The sequence below is a fragment of the Flavobacterium sp. C4GT6 genome (genome assembly GCF_036347315.1).
In the GTDB taxonomy this organism is placed as follows: domain Bacteria; phylum Bacteroidota; class Bacteroidia; order Flavobacteriales; family Flavobacteriaceae; genus Flavobacterium.
Genome location: NZ_JAZGZU010000006.1, coordinates 77,879 through 93,141 on the forward strand (window position 1 = coordinate 77,879; position 15,263 = coordinate 93,141).

The following is a 15,263-nucleotide window of genomic DNA, read 5'->3' on the forward strand; positions in this document are numbered from 1 at the left end:
AAACAAAAATTACATGTTTTTCTTACCAATGTATTTTTTAATCTTTTTGTCACCAATCCATACTTTATCGTTAGTCTGGATATTAGTAAGCTCAAGGTCAATTTGGTAATAAACAGTTTTTTCTTTAGATTTTTGATCTACAATAGAGTTTATTGTTCCCTGAAGCATGAAATCGGCACCGTTTTCAAGTCCGAATTTTTTCATGGTAGACTGAGATGAATAGTTTTGCTGATCAGCTCTTTCGGCTCTGATCTCTTCTCTCATTGGGCCACCCTGAACAAGCTTCATTCTCCCTGAGTTGATAATCTCTTTTTCAATGTCTTTAGAGAAAGTTTCGGTAGCAATATGCTCGTGTGATTTATTAGTAATCATACCAACAATAATAACTGGTTTTTTACCTCCGTTTTCGGCAGCATAAGTACTGTACCAAGAGTGTGACATAAGTTCGGCAGTGATTTCCTCTGCAGTTAGTCTGGAATCGGTATCGTTCCATCTTCCGCTTAGGTCTATAACACTGTCCTCATTTACACGTTGAACTTTAGAAGCACAACTGGTTAGGGCTAATCCTAAAACAAAAGCTAAAATAAATTTGTAAGAAGTTTTCATAATTATTCGGTTTGATTAATAATTCAAAAATAGTTTAAAAAAGGTTATTGTTAAAATAATACTAAAACCTCTTTACAACATTGATGCCAGTTTTTTGGAAGCTAAATGCCCGAAAAGGTGTTTAGCTTATATTAATCCAATTAATGGTTTGTTTTTCAGTCTGTTATTTTTTTTTGATAATTAATCATTAAAAATACTACAGTCATAATCAATCCAGAATTGTGCCTGTTCCTGATACAGGTAACCGTAACCACAGTCTTCGGCAGCATTGATAAGGTTTAGGGCAGCAGTCCTAACGGCACTACAGGTAGAAGGAGTTGCATTGTTACTGAAAACAAGCGTTTTTTCATACAGAATATCTGCCAGTATTTCCAGTTGATCAAGGCAGGCGTCATTACCGCTTACCTCTGTAGTTTCTTCTTCTTCACAAGATACAAATGCTATAGGTACAGTTAGTAGCATACACAAGATCATGATTGTTTTGATAGTTTTGATTGTCTTCATAATAAATTGATTTTAAGGTTAGTACTTTAAATTATTTATTACAAAGTTCCATTTTAGGGTAAAGCAAAAAAATACCCATTGCTGGGTATTTTACTACAAAAAAAATCAAAATGATTTGTTAATTCTACCAAAACTAAAAATCATATTTCCGTTCCATGGAATAGCGAAGGAGTTCGCTTTTACCATGCAGGCTTAATTTTTTAAGTATGTTCTTTCTATGAGTGTCTACTGTTGTTTTTCCAATAAAAAGGAGGTCGGCGATTTCCTGCGATGTTTTTCCCTGTCCTACAAGATTTACAATTTCTTTTTCACGTTTGCTTAGAGGTACATCGCCTTCGTCTTTTTTTGGAGTGGCCGCTTTTATAGAATCATCAAAAAAAGTTTCCCCTTTCATAACTGCCCTAATGGCTGCTAAAACTACTTTTAGGGAAGAGTTTTTCATAATATAACCATCTACACCTGCCTGAGTCATTTGGCTAACGGCTTCTTCCTGTTCAAACATGCTAAAGGCGATAACCTTACAGTTTGGAAATTCCTTTTTTATTTCTTTTGTAGCTGCAATGCCGTCGGTTTTCGGCATTCGTATATCGGTAAGTACAATATCGGGTTTTTTGGAACGTACAATTTCCAACAGCCTTTCGCCGTCGTTAGCTTCACCCACAACTTTAATGTCATCTTCGTATTCAAGAAAAATCCTGATACCGTCTATAAGCGACTGATGGTCTTCTGCAATAGCTAATCGTATCATATTGGTAAGTCTATTATTATGGTAGTGCCCTTACCCGGAGTGGAATCTATAGTAAAGGTGCCGCCAAGTTGTTCAACTTTTTTAGTAATGGTATTTAAGCCCATTCCGTTTGAAGATGGTGCTGTAGTACTTTTAAAGCCCACACCATTATCTTCTATTATGATATTGATATTGTCGTCATGGTTGGTAAGCTGAATGGAAGCTTCTGTTGCTTTAGAATGCTTTATAATGTTGGTACTCAGCTCCTGAACCATCCGAAAGATAGCAATTTCAATTTTATTTTCCAATCTTTTATTAAATCCAACTGCCAGAACCTCAATAGTTAACTTGCCAGGGATTGATATTTTTCCTGCCATTTTCCTTATGGTAGGTATGAGCCCTTCGTTAGCAAATACCCCTGCATTTTTGGCATGAGCAATGCTACGTACTTTTTGATAAGCGTCTTCTATAAGCTGGTCTGTGCGGTCGTATAGTTTGTCTTCCTCTTCACGTATTTCATTTTTACGCATGCGAAGGTGTTCAAAATTCATTTTAAGTGTAGCCAGCATACTGCCAAGGTTGTCATGAAGGTCGTTTGCGATACGCTCACGTTCTTTTTCCTGTCCTTCAAGCATAAGGTCAATGCTGTTAAGCTCAAACTCCTTTAATGCTTTTTCAAGTTTTTGCTGCTCTATAAGTTTTTCCTGTTTGGAAATATATACACGCCTGCGGGCATTTTTAATAATGAGGAATCCTATAACTAAGCTGGCTATAAGAAGCCCTATAAATATATATACCAAAATTTTACCTGTCTTTACTTCGGCAGTTAATACTTCATTTTTTAGTTCAGTTTCTCGTGTTTGGTATTTGGTTTCCATTTCAGAGATGGTAAGGCTCTGTTCGTGAGCGCTTATACTATCTTCAAAACTTTTATATTCTATATAAGCCTCATAGGCGTTTTTGTAATCATTTTTTTCGACATAATTGAGTGATAAAATTTTATTTATCATGCTTTTAATACCAATAGGATACTCATTTATTGGTATGGTATCGGCAGCTTTTAATAGTTGTATGGAGGTGGTAAAATCTCCCAGATAATAATATGACGCTGCCTGATTTATATAATTTGTACAGATGTCATAATTGTTATTGGGCTTACTTTTAATATAAATAAGGTCTTTTTTAAGGTAGAATAGTGCCGAATCCGGTTCGTTTAAAAAGTCGTTATATAAAGCAGCAAGATTGTTGTCTATTTGCGACTCAAGCTCCTTATTGCCCAGTATTTTATTTATTTTCTTTGCTTTTTGGAAGTACTCATAGCTCTCTTCGCTTTCTTCTGAAGATATTTTTATTGAAGCTATCTCTATGTATGCCTTGGCTAACTTTAATGAGTCGTTACTTTTTCTGGCATAGTCCAGGTATTCGTTAAGGTACTTTTCGGGATGTAGTTTATCGCTGTTTTTTTGCGATTTGATAAGGTAAGCAATATTAAGGTTAATTTGTATTGCCTTGTCTATTAACCCCGCCTTGTTGTAAAGGTCGCGTGCCGACATGTAGTTTTGCAACGCTAAGGAATCAATGTATTTGTAGTCGTAAATTTTAGCTTTTAGTAAATGATACCAGGCTCTGTTTTCAAAACCGGTGGTATCATTTTCCAACAGTTTTAGTTTTTGTGTAGCCGATTCCAGCCTGTTTTCATTAATATCGTTTTCTACTTCTTCAAACCCCGGCTGTTGGGCATAGGTCATGCCCATGACTGTTAAAGCCATGAGCATGAATATAATTTTTAATTTTTGTATATGTATTTTCAATGTTATGGTGTAAAGCTTCTTTTAATTATGGTTAAACCTGCAGTTCGTGGTCTGATGAACGGGAAATCGTCGTCGTCAAGATTATCGTTATGAAGGTTAGGGATATTTGCTTTAGGGATAGACAACGCTTTAAAATCAGGTGCCTGTTGACGCTTAAAAGTCAGTCCGTTTTTTTTCATATCGTTGTACATGCTATTTAGTATAGTATAGAAATAAGTAGCATAAGCAATGTTAAAAGTGTTATCATGGAAAAGAACTACTACTGCTTCTTCAGCATCATAATCAAATGTTTCTGAACTGTAAGGGATTAAATCACTATTGTTAACCAATAGGTTGTGGTTAGACAGGTTTGTTAGTAATGTTCCTCCGTTATCAGTTTTCTTTTTCATAAAAATCAAAACGGCACTTAAATACTTTTGGTCGCCGTTTTCATCGGTTATGGTTTGTGAGATGTCAAACTTCTGGTAAAACTGATACTTGTTTAAAGGATCTTCTTTTGTGATGTGGAAGTCCAGATTTAAGCTCCTTGATGCAGAGCTGTAAGTTCCTGATGTTTCATAGGGATTTGTTGCACTCATATTTTTTGTTTTAAAAGGTTGGTTTACAAAATTGTAACACAAAAGGTAATAAAAAAATCCCCATTAGAGGGGATTTTAATTTTAATTTTTTAACAATTTTAGTAAGATTATTCTTTTACAAAATACTTAATGCAGAATAAAATTGCTATAAATGCAAGGAAAGCTATTAGTATCCAGTAACTTCCTTTATAATATTTTTTGTGAAGTTTAAGGTCTTTCCTGTAAACGTATATCATGACTGCTACAAACACTACAACGAAAAATGCAGCAAAATACAATTGGCCTGTACTAAACATGTTGAAATCTTTTTTGCAAAGCTACAATAAGCCTGTTTAATTTTCTATACTTTTAAAACTTAAAATACGATTATCATGAAAAAACAATTAGATGCCGTAAAGGAGTTTCACAGTGCTTTTGGATTAGGAATAAGCGAACAGCCTAAAGCCGATTTAGGAGAGGCTGTAAATATGCTAAGGTTTAACCTAATGAAAGAGGAGAATGAGGAATACCTTGAGGCTGTACAAAATAATGATCTTACAGAAATTGCCGATGCTCTGGGCGATATGCTTTATATTTTATGCGGAACTATTATTGAACACGGACTACAGCATAAAATTGAAGAGGTTTTTGATGAAATTCAGCGTAGTAATATGAGTAAACTGGGTGAGGATGGTAAGCCTATTTACCGTGAAGACGGTAAGGTAATGAAAGGTCCTAACTACTTTAAACCAAACTTTGAAGAAATACTTAAATAGTATTCAGTTTAGAAGTTATACAGCACACTAAGCACAAAATAAATAAAAAGCCTCAGCATTTGCTGAGGCTTTTTTATACCTGTTTAAAGGCAATTATATTTTTACAGTCCAGCCAAAGGTATCTTCGGCAAGTTTATACTGTATATTGTTTAATTTCTCTTTAAGGAATAATGCTACAGAATTTTCCAGTTTTGGTAACTCGTAGTACTTCTCCTTGTAGCTAAAGCCTACAATAGGATTTACTACAGCGGCTGTGCCTGCACCAAATATTTCCTGTAGAGTACCGTTTTCGGCAGCTTCTATAAGCTCGCTAACCAGTACCGGGCGAACCTCTACATTAATACCTTCTCTTTTAGCAACCTCAATAAGACTCTTTCTGGTAACACCGTCAAGAATTCTTTCGCTGGTTGGAGCAGTATAAAGCGTATCGTTTATCCTGAAGAATACATTCATTGTACCTGCTTCTTCAAGCTTGGTATGTGTAGCATCGTCAGTCCATATTACCTGCTGGTACCCCTGCTCGTTAGCTAACTTAGTAGGGTAGAACTGTGCCGAATAGTTACCTGCCGCTTTTGCAGCACCAATACCACCATTTGCAGCACGGCTAAAATGTTCGGCTATAAGTACTTTAACCTCTCCTGAGTAGTATGACTTAGCAGGAGAAAGTATAATCATGAATCGATAATAGTTAGCAGGAGCGGCTAAAACACCAGGTCCTGTTGCTATCATAAACGGACGGATATAAAGCGAATTACCTTTGCCTTTTTGTACCCATGCCTTTTCAATTTCAATAAGCTTTTTAAGTCCGTCCATAAATACATTTTCAGGTACTTCAGGCATTGCAAGCCTTGTGGCCGACTTGTTGAAACGCTCATAATTTTGATCCGGACGGAATAACCATACATCGTCATTATCATCTTTATAGGCTTTCATGCCTTCAAAAATGGCCTGACCATAATGGAATACTTTTGCAGACGGATCTATTAAAAAAGGTTCATAAGGTTTGATAACAGGCTTATCCCACACACCGTTTTTGTAATCACAAATAAGCATGTGGTCGGTAAACACGTTGCCGAAAGTAAGATTCTCAAAATCAACTGAATCAATTTTAGAACCTGGGGCAAGGTTTACTGTAATGTCGTTTTCGTTCATTTATTAGATTAGTTATAATAGTAGTGTTCTTGCAAATTTACTAAAAAAAGTCCAAAAAGCAGAATTTGTTAAAAAATACGCAGTAAAACGGGTGTAAATTATTGGATGTTAGAAAAATAAATAATGCTTAGCTTTTTGCAGCCTTTATAATTTTCTGTATAAATTTGCATACACTAAACATAATTCGCTAAAAAAAATGAAAAAATCATTATTTGCAGTGTCATTACTTTTGGCACTTACAGCCTGTAAAAACAATACAAATGTGGAATCAGAAGACACTGTTGTTGAAACTGAAAACGGAGCAATAAACATTGATACCGATTCTATTAACGAAGATGAAGAGGCATTACATATTGATGCAACAACAAACGATGGTTTATATGCATCTTTTGGCGATGAAATTGATGCCAGTCAGGCATTAACAAACAAAGAAATGTTTGCCAAGTACAAAAGCCTTAAACCGGGCGATACGGTTAATGTAAAATTTCGTGCTCATATAAACGATGTTTGCCAAAAGAAAGGCTGCTGGATGTCGTTAGGACTTGAAGATGAAAACGAATCTTTCGTGAAGTTTAAAGATTATGCATTCTTTGTACCGTTAAACGCTGCAGGGCAGGACGCTGTTGTAAGCGGTAAGGCTTTTGTTAGTGAAATATCGGTAAATGAGTTAAGGCATTATGCTAAAGACGGAGGTAAATCAGAGGCTGAGATTGCTAAAATTACTGAACCGGAAATAACATACGGCTTTATGGCCGATGGTGTTTTAATCACTAAATAATGGGAAGGAAGTTATTACCGGTATTGTCGGCCTTTATAATGCTGGCATCATGTAACGATAAAACGGTCAAAGAAGCTGCTCCGGAGGCTGAAGCTCCTGTAAAGGAAGCTAAAGCCGAAAAGAAATTTGAGATGTATGAAATGTCTCCAATGGCGGCTTTAATGGAACAGATGTATGTTGACAACATGAGGCTAAGGGAACGTATTATAAAAGGGGATACCATAGGGGCTTTTCCAAAACATTTTTTAAGGATACATACTACTTTGATGACTGATGAGTCAGATCGTGATCTTTTTTTTGAAGAGCATGCCAAAGAGTATATTGAGGCTCAAAAGCGTATTTATATTGATACGGTTAACGTTAAGGATCGCTTTAATGAAGGGGTAACCTCATGCCTTAACTGTCATGCATCTAAATGTGGCGGTCCTATACCTAGGATTAAAAAATTATACATTAAGTAATTGAAAAGAGAAATTATACAAACGCTGGACGGATCGGTAACAATACATCTTCCTGATATGAAGGAAAGTTACCACTCTAAATTTGGAGCTATCCAAGAGGCGTATCATGTTTTTATACAAAACGGGCTGACCTTACTACAGGATCGGCCTGTTTCTGTTTTAGAAATAGGCTTCGGTACAGGGCTTAATGCTTTTATTACTTTTTTGGAGTCGGTTAAAACAGGGCAACAAATTAACTACACAGGGGTAGAGGCTTATCCGGTAGAAGCAAATGAGGTAAAACTGCTTAACTATGTAGAGCAGCTTGAAGCGCAACAACACAGTGCCGTTTTTGAGGCCATGCACGGTACCAAATGGGAAAAACAGGTTGAAATAAATGATAAGTTTACTTTACTAAAAAGGAAACAGTTTTTTAGTGAGATAGAAGATGTCGAATTGTATGATATTGTCTATTTTGACGCTTTTGGCTTTAATGCCCAACCCGAATTGTGGACTGCCGAAATTTTTTCTAAAATGTATAAGGCTTTAAAAACCAATAGTGTACTGGTAACCTATGCATGCAGAACAAGTATTAAAAAAGCTATGCAGGAAGCGGGTTTTACTACAGAAAAACTTCCCGGGCCACCCGGAAAAAGAGAAATGCTAAGGGCATTTAAACATTAATATTATGTTAAAACTTTGAGTTAATTAGAATTTTAACGCAATCGATATAGTTAATTTTCATCGATATGTTATTTTTATTATTATCTTTACATGCATTCTAATAGAAGCACTAACCATTTAACACAATATTATTTTTTTAATTATGCCCAGAAGTATGTTTGCTTACACAAAAACAATTTTGGAAAGCGTAAGTTTTGACCCAAAGTTGTTTTGTAAGGAAGTAGAAAAAGCAATTAAGTTGTTATTACCATATGAGGTAGAACAGCTTGTAGACTGGCTTAATAATTTTACGACTGAAAAGCCTGAATTAAAAGCTTGTCTTATATATGTAGAACAATAAAAATTAAAGGAGCCCACAAGGCTCCTTTTTATTTTATAACCACTTTATAATTACTTATGAAGCGGAGAAGTAATCTCTACATTATGGAAGGCAATAGCCCCTCTAACAACTCCTGTTATGGTGGTACGCAATGCCTCTATAAGGTGTAGTTTAAGCTCCTTTTTGGAGTATATTAAACTTACTTCTCTGGATGGTCTTGGTTCGGTAAAGTGACGTAGTTTTGATTTGCCTTTTTCACTCATATCCAGAGTATGAAGGTATGGTAACAGCGTCATCCCTAAACCTTCGTCGGCTAGTTTAACCATTGTCTCAAAGCTTCCGCTTTCCAGGTGGAAACGATTATGCTGTGGCAGTGATGCCGCCTTACAAATGTTTAGCACATTATTACGGAAACAATGTCCGTCCTGTAACAGTAGTATATTGTTTAGGTTATCTTCAAGGTCTTTTACACTAAATTCTTTTTTACCAAAAGCCGGGTTGTTTTCCGGTATGTAAGCCACAAACGGTTCGTAGTACAGTACCACTTCCTTAATACTTTCCTCACTAAGCGGGGTAGCTGCTATAGCTGCATCAAGCTGACCGCTTTTCAGCATTTTTATAATCTCCTCCGTAGTTCGTTCTTCAATAATAAGATTCACCTTTGGGTACTTATTAGTAAAGTTGGTAATAAACATAGGGAGTAGGGTAGGCATAACTGTTGGTATAATACCTATTTTAAAATCACCGCCTATGTATCCCTTTTGTTGGTCTACTATATCTTTAATACGGTTAGACTCGTTGACAATACTCCTTGCCTGTGTTACAATTTGCTGACCCACATCGGTTAACTGAATAGGCTTTTTACCCCTGTCAAAAATTTGTACGTCCAGTTCTTCCTCCAGTTTTTGTATTTGCATACTCAGGGTGGGCTGGGTTACAAAGCATTTTTCGGCAGCAAGTGTAAAGTTTTTGTATTCGGCTACAGCCAATACATAGTGCAGTTGAGTTATGGTCATTATTAAAAAGTGTTAAGTATAGATTTTTATGATAAAATTATAAAAATCATCGATAACGCTTATATTTTTTTAAGGTTATTTTCTGTAACTTTGAGAGTGTAGATAACCTAATAAATAATATAAAAAGTAAAACATGAAAACGAAAAAAGAGAAAACAGAAGCCACGAACATATTGGGTTTACCAGTAAAAGAAACTGAAGTTATTGCAGCAGAGTTAAATATACTTTTATCTAACTTCCAGGTATATTACCAAAACCTGAGAGGAATACACTGGAATATTCGCGGTAAACGTTTTTTTGACCTGCATGTAAAATTTGAAGAATTATATAATGATGCCCAGCTAAAAATAGATATGATAGCAGAAAGGGTACTTACACTGGGAGGAACACCTTTACATACTTTTGAAGATTATATTAAAAATAACAGACTTGAAGTAGGTAAAAATGTTTCTAAAGATGTAGATGCTGTTCAGCTTATTATGAGCTCATTAAGCGATTTATTAAAGATAGAAAGGGTGATACTGGACGAAAGTGATAAAATTAATGATGAGGGTACAAATTCTATGATGAGTGATTTTATTACCGAGCAGGAAAAAACCATCTGGATGATGAAGGCTTGGAGCGAAGAGGAAATTTAACATACGGAATTAAAAACTTATTTAGAACCGTTTAAAATATATTCGCTATTTTAGCAATGTGAAATTTATTGTAAAAATAGTAATATTCCTTTTTCTGTCATTCCTGGCAACCCCTACGGTTATAAGCCTTTTGGAAGATGATACGGATATTTCTATGGTATACAGCCTTAATGAGGAAGAAATTCACAAAGAAATAAAAGAGATTAAAGCCGGACCCGAAACGGAGTTCGAAATGCCTCTTATTATAGTTGAAAAAAAATCTAAAGTTATAAATTCAAAATATCTCCTTAGGCTTGATAATGCCTTTGGAGATATTTTTTCTCCACCTCCCGAGAGAGTATAATTCAATTACTGCCGCTATTTCTATGTAGTTGGTTTTGAATGGGATGTCTGCTTGTTGCAGATGTTTAATACTGTATTAATTGTATTATATTTTATCGGTTATGACAAAAAAGAATAATCTTTTTGCCAATTTTAAGTCTGATTTTCCTTCAGGTCTCGTTGTTTTTTTAGTGGCTTTACCGCTGTGTCTTGGTATTGCCCTCGCTTCGGGTGCGCCACCATTATCGGGTGTTATTGCCGGTGTGGTAGGTGGTATTGTAATAGGTTTTCTTAGCAATTCACACATAAGTGTATCCGGTCCTGCTGCCGGGCTTATCGCCATAGTATTAACAGCAATTGCTACCCTTGGCTCTTTTGAGGCGTTCTTGCTAGCTGTATTCCTTTCGGGGGTAATTCAGCTTGCACTGGGCTTCTTAAAAGCAGGTAGTATTTCCAATTATATACCTGCCAATGTGATAGAGGGTATGCTTGCGGGGATTGGGGTTATTATCATTATCAAACAGATGGAACATGCTGTAGGGTATGATAAAAGTTATGACGGTAACGAATCGCTTTTCAGGCTGGACGGAGGTAATCCTTTCTCGGATATCCCCGATATTATTCAGCGTTTTGAGGGCGGAGCGGTTATCATTACCATTATATCCCTGCTTATACTCATAGTATGGGAGAGAGTACCTGCGCTAAAAAAACTGAAACTGTTACCGGGAGCCCTTGTGGCGGTAATTACCGGTATACTACTTAACGAGATTTTTACAAGAACGGGAAGTCATTTCGCTTTAAGCAGTGAGCACCTGGTTACTTTACCGGTGCCGGAGTCTTTTAGCGATATAGCCGGTTTTATAATCACCCCTGATTTTTCTGTTATTACAAATCCTGATGTTTGGATATCGGCAGCTACCATTGCCGTAGTAGCATCGGTAGAGACATTGCTTTGTATTGAGGCCTCCGACAGGATGGACGTACAGAAACGTTATACTGATACTAACCGGGAGCTTAAGGCTCAGGGTATAGGTAATATGGTAAGCGGCTTTATTGGCGGACTGCCTATTACATCGGTAGTAGTACGTTCTTCGGCCAATGCCAGCTCGGGAGCAAAAACCAAGATGTCGGCAGTAATTCACGGATTTTTATTACTGATATGTGTACTAGCTATTCCTTTTGTACTAAACAGAATTCCGCTTGCTACACTGGCAGCTGTGCTGTTGCTTATAGGTTACAAACTGGCAAACCCTGCTAAGTTGAAGCTTTTCTGGAAAAAAGGGAAATACCAGCTTATACCATTTGTGGCTACACTTATTGCCGTTGTAGCGATCGACCTTTTAAAAGGCGTAGCACTTGGTATGGTTATAAGTATTATATTTATCCTGAAAGGTAACCTGCAAAGGGCTTACCATTTTAGGAAAGAAGCGTATGAGGAAGGCGATGTAATACATATAGAATTGGCACAGGAAGTGTCTTTCCTTAACAAGGCAGCAATAAAATCTACCTTAAACGATATTCCTGAAAACTCAAAAGTGGTTATAAATGCATCAGATACTGTATATATAGCCCATGATGTACAGGATCTTATCAAAGAATTTAAAAATATACGTGCCAAAGAAAATAACATACAGGTACAGCTGGTAGGCTTTAAGGATGCTTATGACCTGGATGATACTGAACATGTTTTTTTCGAACACACTAAAAAGGAACACTAAAAACAACTAAGTTTAAAGAATATAATTTACTAAAATAAATATGAGCGAGTTTTATAAACAATTATTGGAAAACAACAAGAAATGGGTTGAGAGCAAAATTGACAATGACCCTGAGTATTTTGCAAGGCTTGCCGAGGGGCAGTCGCCACCGTTGTTATGGATAGGATGCAGTGACAGCCGTGTGCCTGCAAATGAAATTGTAGGAGCACAGCCGGGAGAGGTGTTTGTACACCGTAACATTGCCAATATGGTTGTTCACTCTGATATGAACATGCTTAGCGTACTGGATTATGCTGTTAATGTACTTAAAGTAAAGCACGTTATTGTATGCGGACATTATGGTTGTGGTGGCGTTAAGGCTGCTATGGGTAATGCTTCGATAGGGTTAATTGATAACTGGATTAGGCATATTAAAGATGTTTACCGTCATCATAAAACATACCTTGATTCAATTGTAAACGAGGACGATCGTTTTAACACCTTTGTAGAGATAAACGTAAAAGAGCAGGTGTATGACCTTGCTAAGACATCTATCGTACAGGGTGCGTGGAAAAACGGACAGTCGCTTCACCTACACGGATGGGTATATGGAGTAGGCTCGGGGATTGTAAAAGACCTTGGGGTTAACGTAAGCGATAACAATGATTTGGATAAGGTATATCGCCTTAGCCTTTAACAATAAAAAAAGGGACGCTGTTAAGCGTCCCTTTTTTTATTTGAAAAATAGATTGATGAATAAATTTTTTCTAATTCTATTTTAGCATTTATTGCATAATGATTATCAGGCTCTATAGATAACCAGTAATTAACCTTTCCTATTAAAGAAAGTAAGTAATTATATTTTTTTATTTTCTTTTTTGATATGTGAGATTCGTACCCATATTTGAAAATATAATATAGTTCTTGTTTTAGATTTCTTTTATATGTTGATGGAATATTAATACTGTCCTTTTTGACAGAAACACCAGTTATTATTCTTTTGCCGGGCTTTTTATATAGTCTAGTTTTGTGTTTATTAACTTCAAAGCCTTCATCAATTATTATTTCTGTTATATATTCAATAGTCTTTACAGAAATATGTTTACCAGAAAATGTTAAATCATCGGCATAACGAGTGTATTTTAAATTTAATTTTTTGGATAATGATATTAATCTTTTGTCTAATTTTTTGGCAACTATATTGCTTATTTGAGGACTTGTTGGTGAACCTTGAGGTAAAGATTTGTTATATGAACATATTGAAGCTAAGTAAAAAGAAATATGATTTGAATACCCTAAGCTTTTAAATATGTGTATTATTCTATTAATATTTATAGAAGGGAAAAAGTCTTTTAAATCTAATTTTAAAATTTCTTCTTGACCAATATGAACTTTTGCATTAGTGATAATAGATTTTTTTTTCGCAAACCCATGTGCTGAAGAGTCAATACTAATTTTTTTTAAGATATTATTGTATATCCAATATTGCATTTCTAAAAGAGCCGGATAGGGTATTGTTATTTCTCGACTTCCTCCGGTTCTTTTTAATAGATTAAAAGATGTGTAATGATTATCAGGACTATTAATTACAGAAGCTAGATAATCAATTTGTCTGCCAAGTAATAGACTTAAATGATCAAATTCGAATATTATAGGAACTTTATTTGATAGTAAAGGATATATATATTCTAAATACTTTTCAATAACATCATTAGAAACACCTTTCTTTTTAAAAAAAAGTTTCCATTCATTAGTTGTATTTAAGGGTTTACTATTCAAAATATAATATAAAAATAGAAGGTGGAAGAACTACTTTCATTCCTTTAGCGACCCCAATAATTAAGCTTTATTGGAGCCTCGCGCCAATAAAGCTTAATTATTGGGAGCGAATCTAGGCTTTGCCTAGTGAGATATCAAAATAAATCTTTGATTTGTTTTGATCTCGGTTGAATTTGACTTTAACTTGTAAAAGCGACTCGCTTTCAATATGCTAGTTTCATTTCCACCTTCTTTGGGTTTATTTCTTGTTAAATTTAAATAAATTTGGTAAATAAGGAGAGTTAATATTAATTCTTTCTTTTAAAAAATCTGATGGAATATTATTAAATTTTCCTTTTTCAGGTTTATTATTAAATAATTGCTTTAGTATTATATCTCTGCCTTCTGATGTTAGATTTAATCTGTCATTATTGTATTCTAGTATTTTTTTTTCACTATATTTTTTTATGAAAAAAAATATAGCTTCAGGCTCTATTTTATATCTCGAAAAGAATGTATAAGTATATAAACCATTTGTACTTTCATAGAGATCTTTCAATATTATTCTTTCAGTTTTATTCATATTAGAAACCTGTTTCATATCTTGTTAAGATTGTTTTTCTTTCAGAATCATTTTTATCCTTTGTCCACCAAAAGATAGGGAAAACTGAGTTAGGTGTGTTACCTTGGCAGCCTTCCATGCTATATAGGGCCTGAGCGTTACCGTATCCAAATGAATATTCAGATAATTCTTTTTCATTTATTTTTTCGGCAAGTTTGGATTCCATGCTTTGCATGGCTTTTTCCATTTCAATCAATTCGTTTCCTTTATAAAATTCACTTATACCTTTGTCAAGTTCTAAAGGGCAAAAGATTTCAATACCTTTATTTCTTAATATGTCTACAGAACTTTTAATACCTGCTAAAAAGCAACATTTGAGCTCAAAATCACCAATTATATTCTTTTTTAACCAATCAAGTCTTGTTGATAAAGTGCTTCCGCTGCCAATAAATTCATCTATAATTAAAATTTGATTTTTTCCTTTCTTATAGTTGCTTACACCTTTTCCAAAAAGATTAACTGTTTTGAAGTTTTTCCACCCTGCTTTATAAAGTGGTACTTTAATGCTATCAATTATCCTTTGACTGCTGTCAGCTTCATCATCATATGTTAATGATAGTAATTGAGTAGAGTTTTCGTCAAAACCAGATTCATTGATAATGTAATCACAGATTTCATTATATAAATAGTTTAATTTCTCTCCATTTAGGTAGTAGAATCTTTCTAATAAAGAAAAAATGAGATTTTTGTGTACAGAAGTATCACAAATACCTAATAAATCATACATCTCAACTTTTTTTGTGATGAGCCACTCTTGGTGCATATAGAGTTTTATCAGATTATTATAATCTTCTTTATTATGTATCATGTAAGGTGATGTATGTTATTAAAAACAAATATATAGAAAATGTTTATAAA

Annotated in this window: 19 protein-coding genes; 9 read left to right on the plus strand and 10 right to left on the minus strand. The window is 34.9% G+C overall.

Annotation, left to right across the window (positions count from 1 at the left end; translation table 11 throughout):
- Nucleotides 1-9: 9 nt before the first annotated feature.
- The 5 genes from V3Z67_RS09215 to V3Z67_RS09235 all read right to left on the minus strand — a co-directional run bounded on the left by V3Z67_RS09215 (nt 10) and on the right by V3Z67_RS09235 (nt 4,226).
- Entirely contained in the window at nt 10-606 is a 597-nt protein-coding gene (locus V3Z67_RS09215; RefSeq protein WP_330443022.1) for a penicillin-binding protein activator LpoB, read from the minus strand.
- Between the two features lie 180 nt (nt 607-786).
- Nucleotides 787-1,110, minus strand: coding sequence for a hypothetical protein (locus V3Z67_RS09220; RefSeq protein ID WP_330443023.1), 324 nt, complete (start codon nt 1,108-1,110; stop codon nt 787-789).
- 133 nt (nt 1,111-1,243) lie between these two features.
- Nucleotides 1,244-1,858 carry a response regulator transcription factor gene (locus V3Z67_RS09225; protein WP_330443024.1) on the minus strand — a complete coding sequence of 205 codons (615 nt, stop codon included), beginning with the start codon at nt 1,856-1,858 and terminating at the stop codon, nt 1,244-1,246.
- Nucleotides 1,855-3,606: a sensor histidine kinase gene (locus tag V3Z67_RS09230; protein ID WP_330443025.1), complete on the minus strand. Its 1,752-nt coding sequence runs from the start codon at nt 3,604-3,606 to the stop codon at nt 1,855-1,857. The genes V3Z67_RS09225 and V3Z67_RS09230 overlap by 4 nt, the downstream gene beginning before the upstream one ends.
- A gap of 44 nt (nt 3,607-3,650) precedes the next feature.
- A complete protein-coding gene (locus tag V3Z67_RS09235; RefSeq protein WP_330443026.1) occupies nt 3,651-4,226 on the minus strand; it encodes a hypothetical protein in 576 nt (191 codons plus the stop codon).
- A 371-nt stretch (nt 4,227-4,597) separates the two neighbouring features.
- On the opposite strand from V3Z67_RS09235, the gene V3Z67_RS09240 reads away from it, so the two are divergent.
- A complete protein-coding gene (locus tag V3Z67_RS09240; RefSeq protein WP_157481979.1) occupies nt 4,598-4,981 on the plus strand; it encodes a MazG nucleotide pyrophosphohydrolase domain-containing protein in 384 nt (127 codons plus the stop codon).
- A gap of 93 nt (nt 4,982-5,074) precedes the next feature.
- On the opposite strand, the gene V3Z67_RS09245 is transcribed toward V3Z67_RS09240, so the two are convergent.
- Entirely contained in the window at nt 5,075-6,133 is a 1,059-nt protein-coding gene (locus V3Z67_RS09245) for a branched-chain amino acid aminotransferase (RefSeq protein ID WP_330443027.1), read from the minus strand.
- A gap of 196 nt (nt 6,134-6,329) precedes the next feature.
- Here V3Z67_RS09245 and V3Z67_RS09250 point away from each other — a divergent pair, with 196 nt between their 5' ends.
- The 4 genes from V3Z67_RS09250 (at nt 6,330) to V3Z67_RS09265 (ending at nt 8,375) form a co-directional block, all read left to right on the plus strand.
- Entirely contained in the window at nt 6,330-6,911 is a 582-nt protein-coding gene (locus V3Z67_RS09250) for a DUF4920 domain-containing protein (RefSeq protein ID WP_330443028.1), read from the plus strand.
- Complete coding sequence (locus tag V3Z67_RS09255) at nt 6,911-7,372, plus strand: hypothetical protein (protein ID WP_330443029.1); 462 nt, start codon at nt 6,911-6,913, stop codon at nt 7,370-7,372. Before V3Z67_RS09250 ends, V3Z67_RS09255 begins: the two co-directional genes overlap by 1 nt.
- Nucleotides 7,373-8,035 (plus strand): tRNA (5-methylaminomethyl-2-thiouridine)(34)-methyltransferase MnmD, encoded by a 663-nt coding sequence (gene mnmD, locus V3Z67_RS09260; RefSeq protein WP_330443030.1) that lies wholly within the window; start codon nt 7,373-7,375, stop codon nt 8,033-8,035.
- A 142-nt stretch (nt 8,036-8,177) separates the two neighbouring features.
- Nucleotides 8,178-8,375 (plus strand): hypothetical protein, encoded by a 198-nt coding sequence (locus V3Z67_RS09265; RefSeq protein ID WP_035131889.1) that lies wholly within the window; start codon nt 8,178-8,180, stop codon nt 8,373-8,375.
- Between the two features lie 50 nt (nt 8,376-8,425).
- On the opposite strand, the gene V3Z67_RS09270 is transcribed toward V3Z67_RS09265, so the two are convergent.
- Nucleotides 8,426-9,370 (minus strand): LysR substrate-binding domain-containing protein, encoded by a 945-nt coding sequence (locus tag V3Z67_RS09270; protein ID WP_330443031.1) that lies wholly within the window; start codon nt 9,368-9,370, stop codon nt 8,426-8,428.
- Between the two features lie 133 nt (nt 9,371-9,503).
- Here V3Z67_RS09270 and V3Z67_RS09275 point away from each other — a divergent pair, with 133 nt between their 5' ends.
- From V3Z67_RS09275 to can, 4 genes are all read left to right on the plus strand, one after another.
- A complete protein-coding gene (locus V3Z67_RS09275) occupies nt 9,504-10,007 on the plus strand; it encodes a Dps family protein (RefSeq protein WP_330443032.1) in 504 nt (167 codons plus the stop codon).
- Between the two features lie 58 nt (nt 10,008-10,065).
- Nucleotides 10,066-10,350, plus strand: a complete 285-nt coding sequence (locus V3Z67_RS09280) for a hypothetical protein (RefSeq protein ID WP_330443033.1) — start codon at nt 10,066-10,068, stop codon at nt 10,348-10,350.
- Nucleotides 10,351-10,450: 100 nt separating this feature from the next.
- Entirely contained in the window at nt 10,451-12,046 is a 1,596-nt protein-coding gene (locus tag V3Z67_RS09285) for a SulP family inorganic anion transporter (protein ID WP_330443034.1), read from the plus strand.
- Nucleotides 12,047-12,086: 40 nt separating this feature from the next.
- A complete protein-coding gene (gene can / locus V3Z67_RS09290; RefSeq protein WP_157481970.1) occupies nt 12,087-12,722 on the plus strand; it encodes a carbonate dehydratase in 636 nt (211 codons plus the stop codon).
- 20 nt (nt 12,723-12,742) lie between these two features.
- Here the strand turns inward: can and V3Z67_RS09295 are convergent, their stop codons facing one another.
- The 3 genes from V3Z67_RS09295 to V3Z67_RS09305 form a co-directional block, all read right to left on the minus strand.
- On the minus strand, nt 12,743-13,804 hold the full coding sequence (locus tag V3Z67_RS09295; protein ID WP_330443035.1) for a reverse transcriptase family protein: 1,062 nt from the start codon (nt 13,802-13,804) through the stop codon (nt 12,743-12,745).
- A 238-nt stretch (nt 13,805-14,042) separates the two neighbouring features.
- Nucleotides 14,043-14,384 (minus strand): hypothetical protein, encoded by a 342-nt coding sequence (locus tag V3Z67_RS09300; RefSeq protein WP_330443036.1) that lies wholly within the window; start codon nt 14,382-14,384, stop codon nt 14,043-14,045.
- On the minus strand, nt 14,368-15,213 hold the full coding sequence (locus V3Z67_RS09305; RefSeq protein WP_330443037.1) for a phosphoribosyltransferase-like protein: 846 nt from the start codon (nt 15,211-15,213) through the stop codon (nt 14,368-14,370). The genes V3Z67_RS09300 and V3Z67_RS09305 overlap by 17 nt, the downstream gene beginning before the upstream one ends.
- Nucleotides 15,214-15,263: the final 50 nt, after the last annotated feature.

What these genes read in the sequence shown, in the direction of transcription:
- V3Z67_RS09300 (WP_330443036.1), bottom strand. Translation starts at nt 14,384, where the DNA reads ATGAAACAGGTTTCTAATATGAATAAAACTGAAAGAATAATATTGAAA.
- V3Z67_RS09285 (WP_330443034.1), top strand. Translation starts at nt 10,451, where the DNA reads ATGACAAAAAAGAATAATCTTTTTGCCAATTTTAAGTCTGATTTTCCT.
- V3Z67_RS09235 (WP_330443026.1), bottom strand. Translation starts at nt 4,226, where the DNA reads ATGAGTGCAACAAATCCCTATGAAACATCAGGAACTTACAGCTCTGCA.
- V3Z67_RS09250 (WP_330443028.1), top strand. Translation starts at nt 6,330, where the DNA reads ATGAAAAAATCATTATTTGCAGTGTCATTACTTTTGGCACTTACAGCC.
- V3Z67_RS09225 (WP_330443024.1), bottom strand. Translation starts at nt 1,858, where the DNA reads ATGATACGATTAGCTATTGCAGAAGACCATCAGTCGCTTATAGACGGT.
- V3Z67_RS09230 (WP_330443025.1), bottom strand. Translation starts at nt 3,606, where the DNA reads ATGGCTTTAACAGTCATGGGCATGACCTATGCCCAACAGCCGGGGTTT.
- can (WP_157481970.1), top strand. Translation starts at nt 12,087, where the DNA reads ATGAGCGAGTTTTATAAACAATTATTGGAAAACAACAAGAAATGGGTT.
- V3Z67_RS09245 (WP_330443027.1), bottom strand. Translation starts at nt 6,133, where the DNA reads ATGAACGAAAACGACATTACAGTAAACCTTGCCCCAGGTTCTAAAATT.
- V3Z67_RS09220 (WP_330443023.1), bottom strand. Translation starts at nt 1,110, where the DNA reads ATGAAGACAATCAAAACTATCAAAACAATCATGATCTTGTGTATGCTA.
- V3Z67_RS09305 (WP_330443037.1), bottom strand. Translation starts at nt 15,213, where the DNA reads ATGATACATAATAAAGAAGATTATAATAATCTGATAAAACTCTATATG.
- V3Z67_RS09275 (WP_330443032.1), top strand. Translation starts at nt 9,504, where the DNA reads ATGAAAACGAAAAAAGAGAAAACAGAAGCCACGAACATATTGGGTTTA.
- V3Z67_RS09215 (WP_330443022.1), bottom strand. Translation starts at nt 606, where the DNA reads ATGAAAACTTCTTACAAATTTATTTTAGCTTTTGTTTTAGGATTAGCC.
- V3Z67_RS09255 (WP_330443029.1), top strand. Translation starts at nt 6,911, where the DNA reads ATGGGAAGGAAGTTATTACCGGTATTGTCGGCCTTTATAATGCTGGCA.
- V3Z67_RS09270 (WP_330443031.1), bottom strand. Translation starts at nt 9,370, where the DNA reads ATGACCATAACTCAACTGCACTATGTATTGGCTGTAGCCGAATACAAA.
- V3Z67_RS09240 (WP_157481979.1), top strand. Translation starts at nt 4,598, where the DNA reads ATGAAAAAACAATTAGATGCCGTAAAGGAGTTTCACAGTGCTTTTGGA.
- V3Z67_RS09265 (WP_035131889.1), top strand. Translation starts at nt 8,178, where the DNA reads ATGCCCAGAAGTATGTTTGCTTACACAAAAACAATTTTGGAAAGCGTA.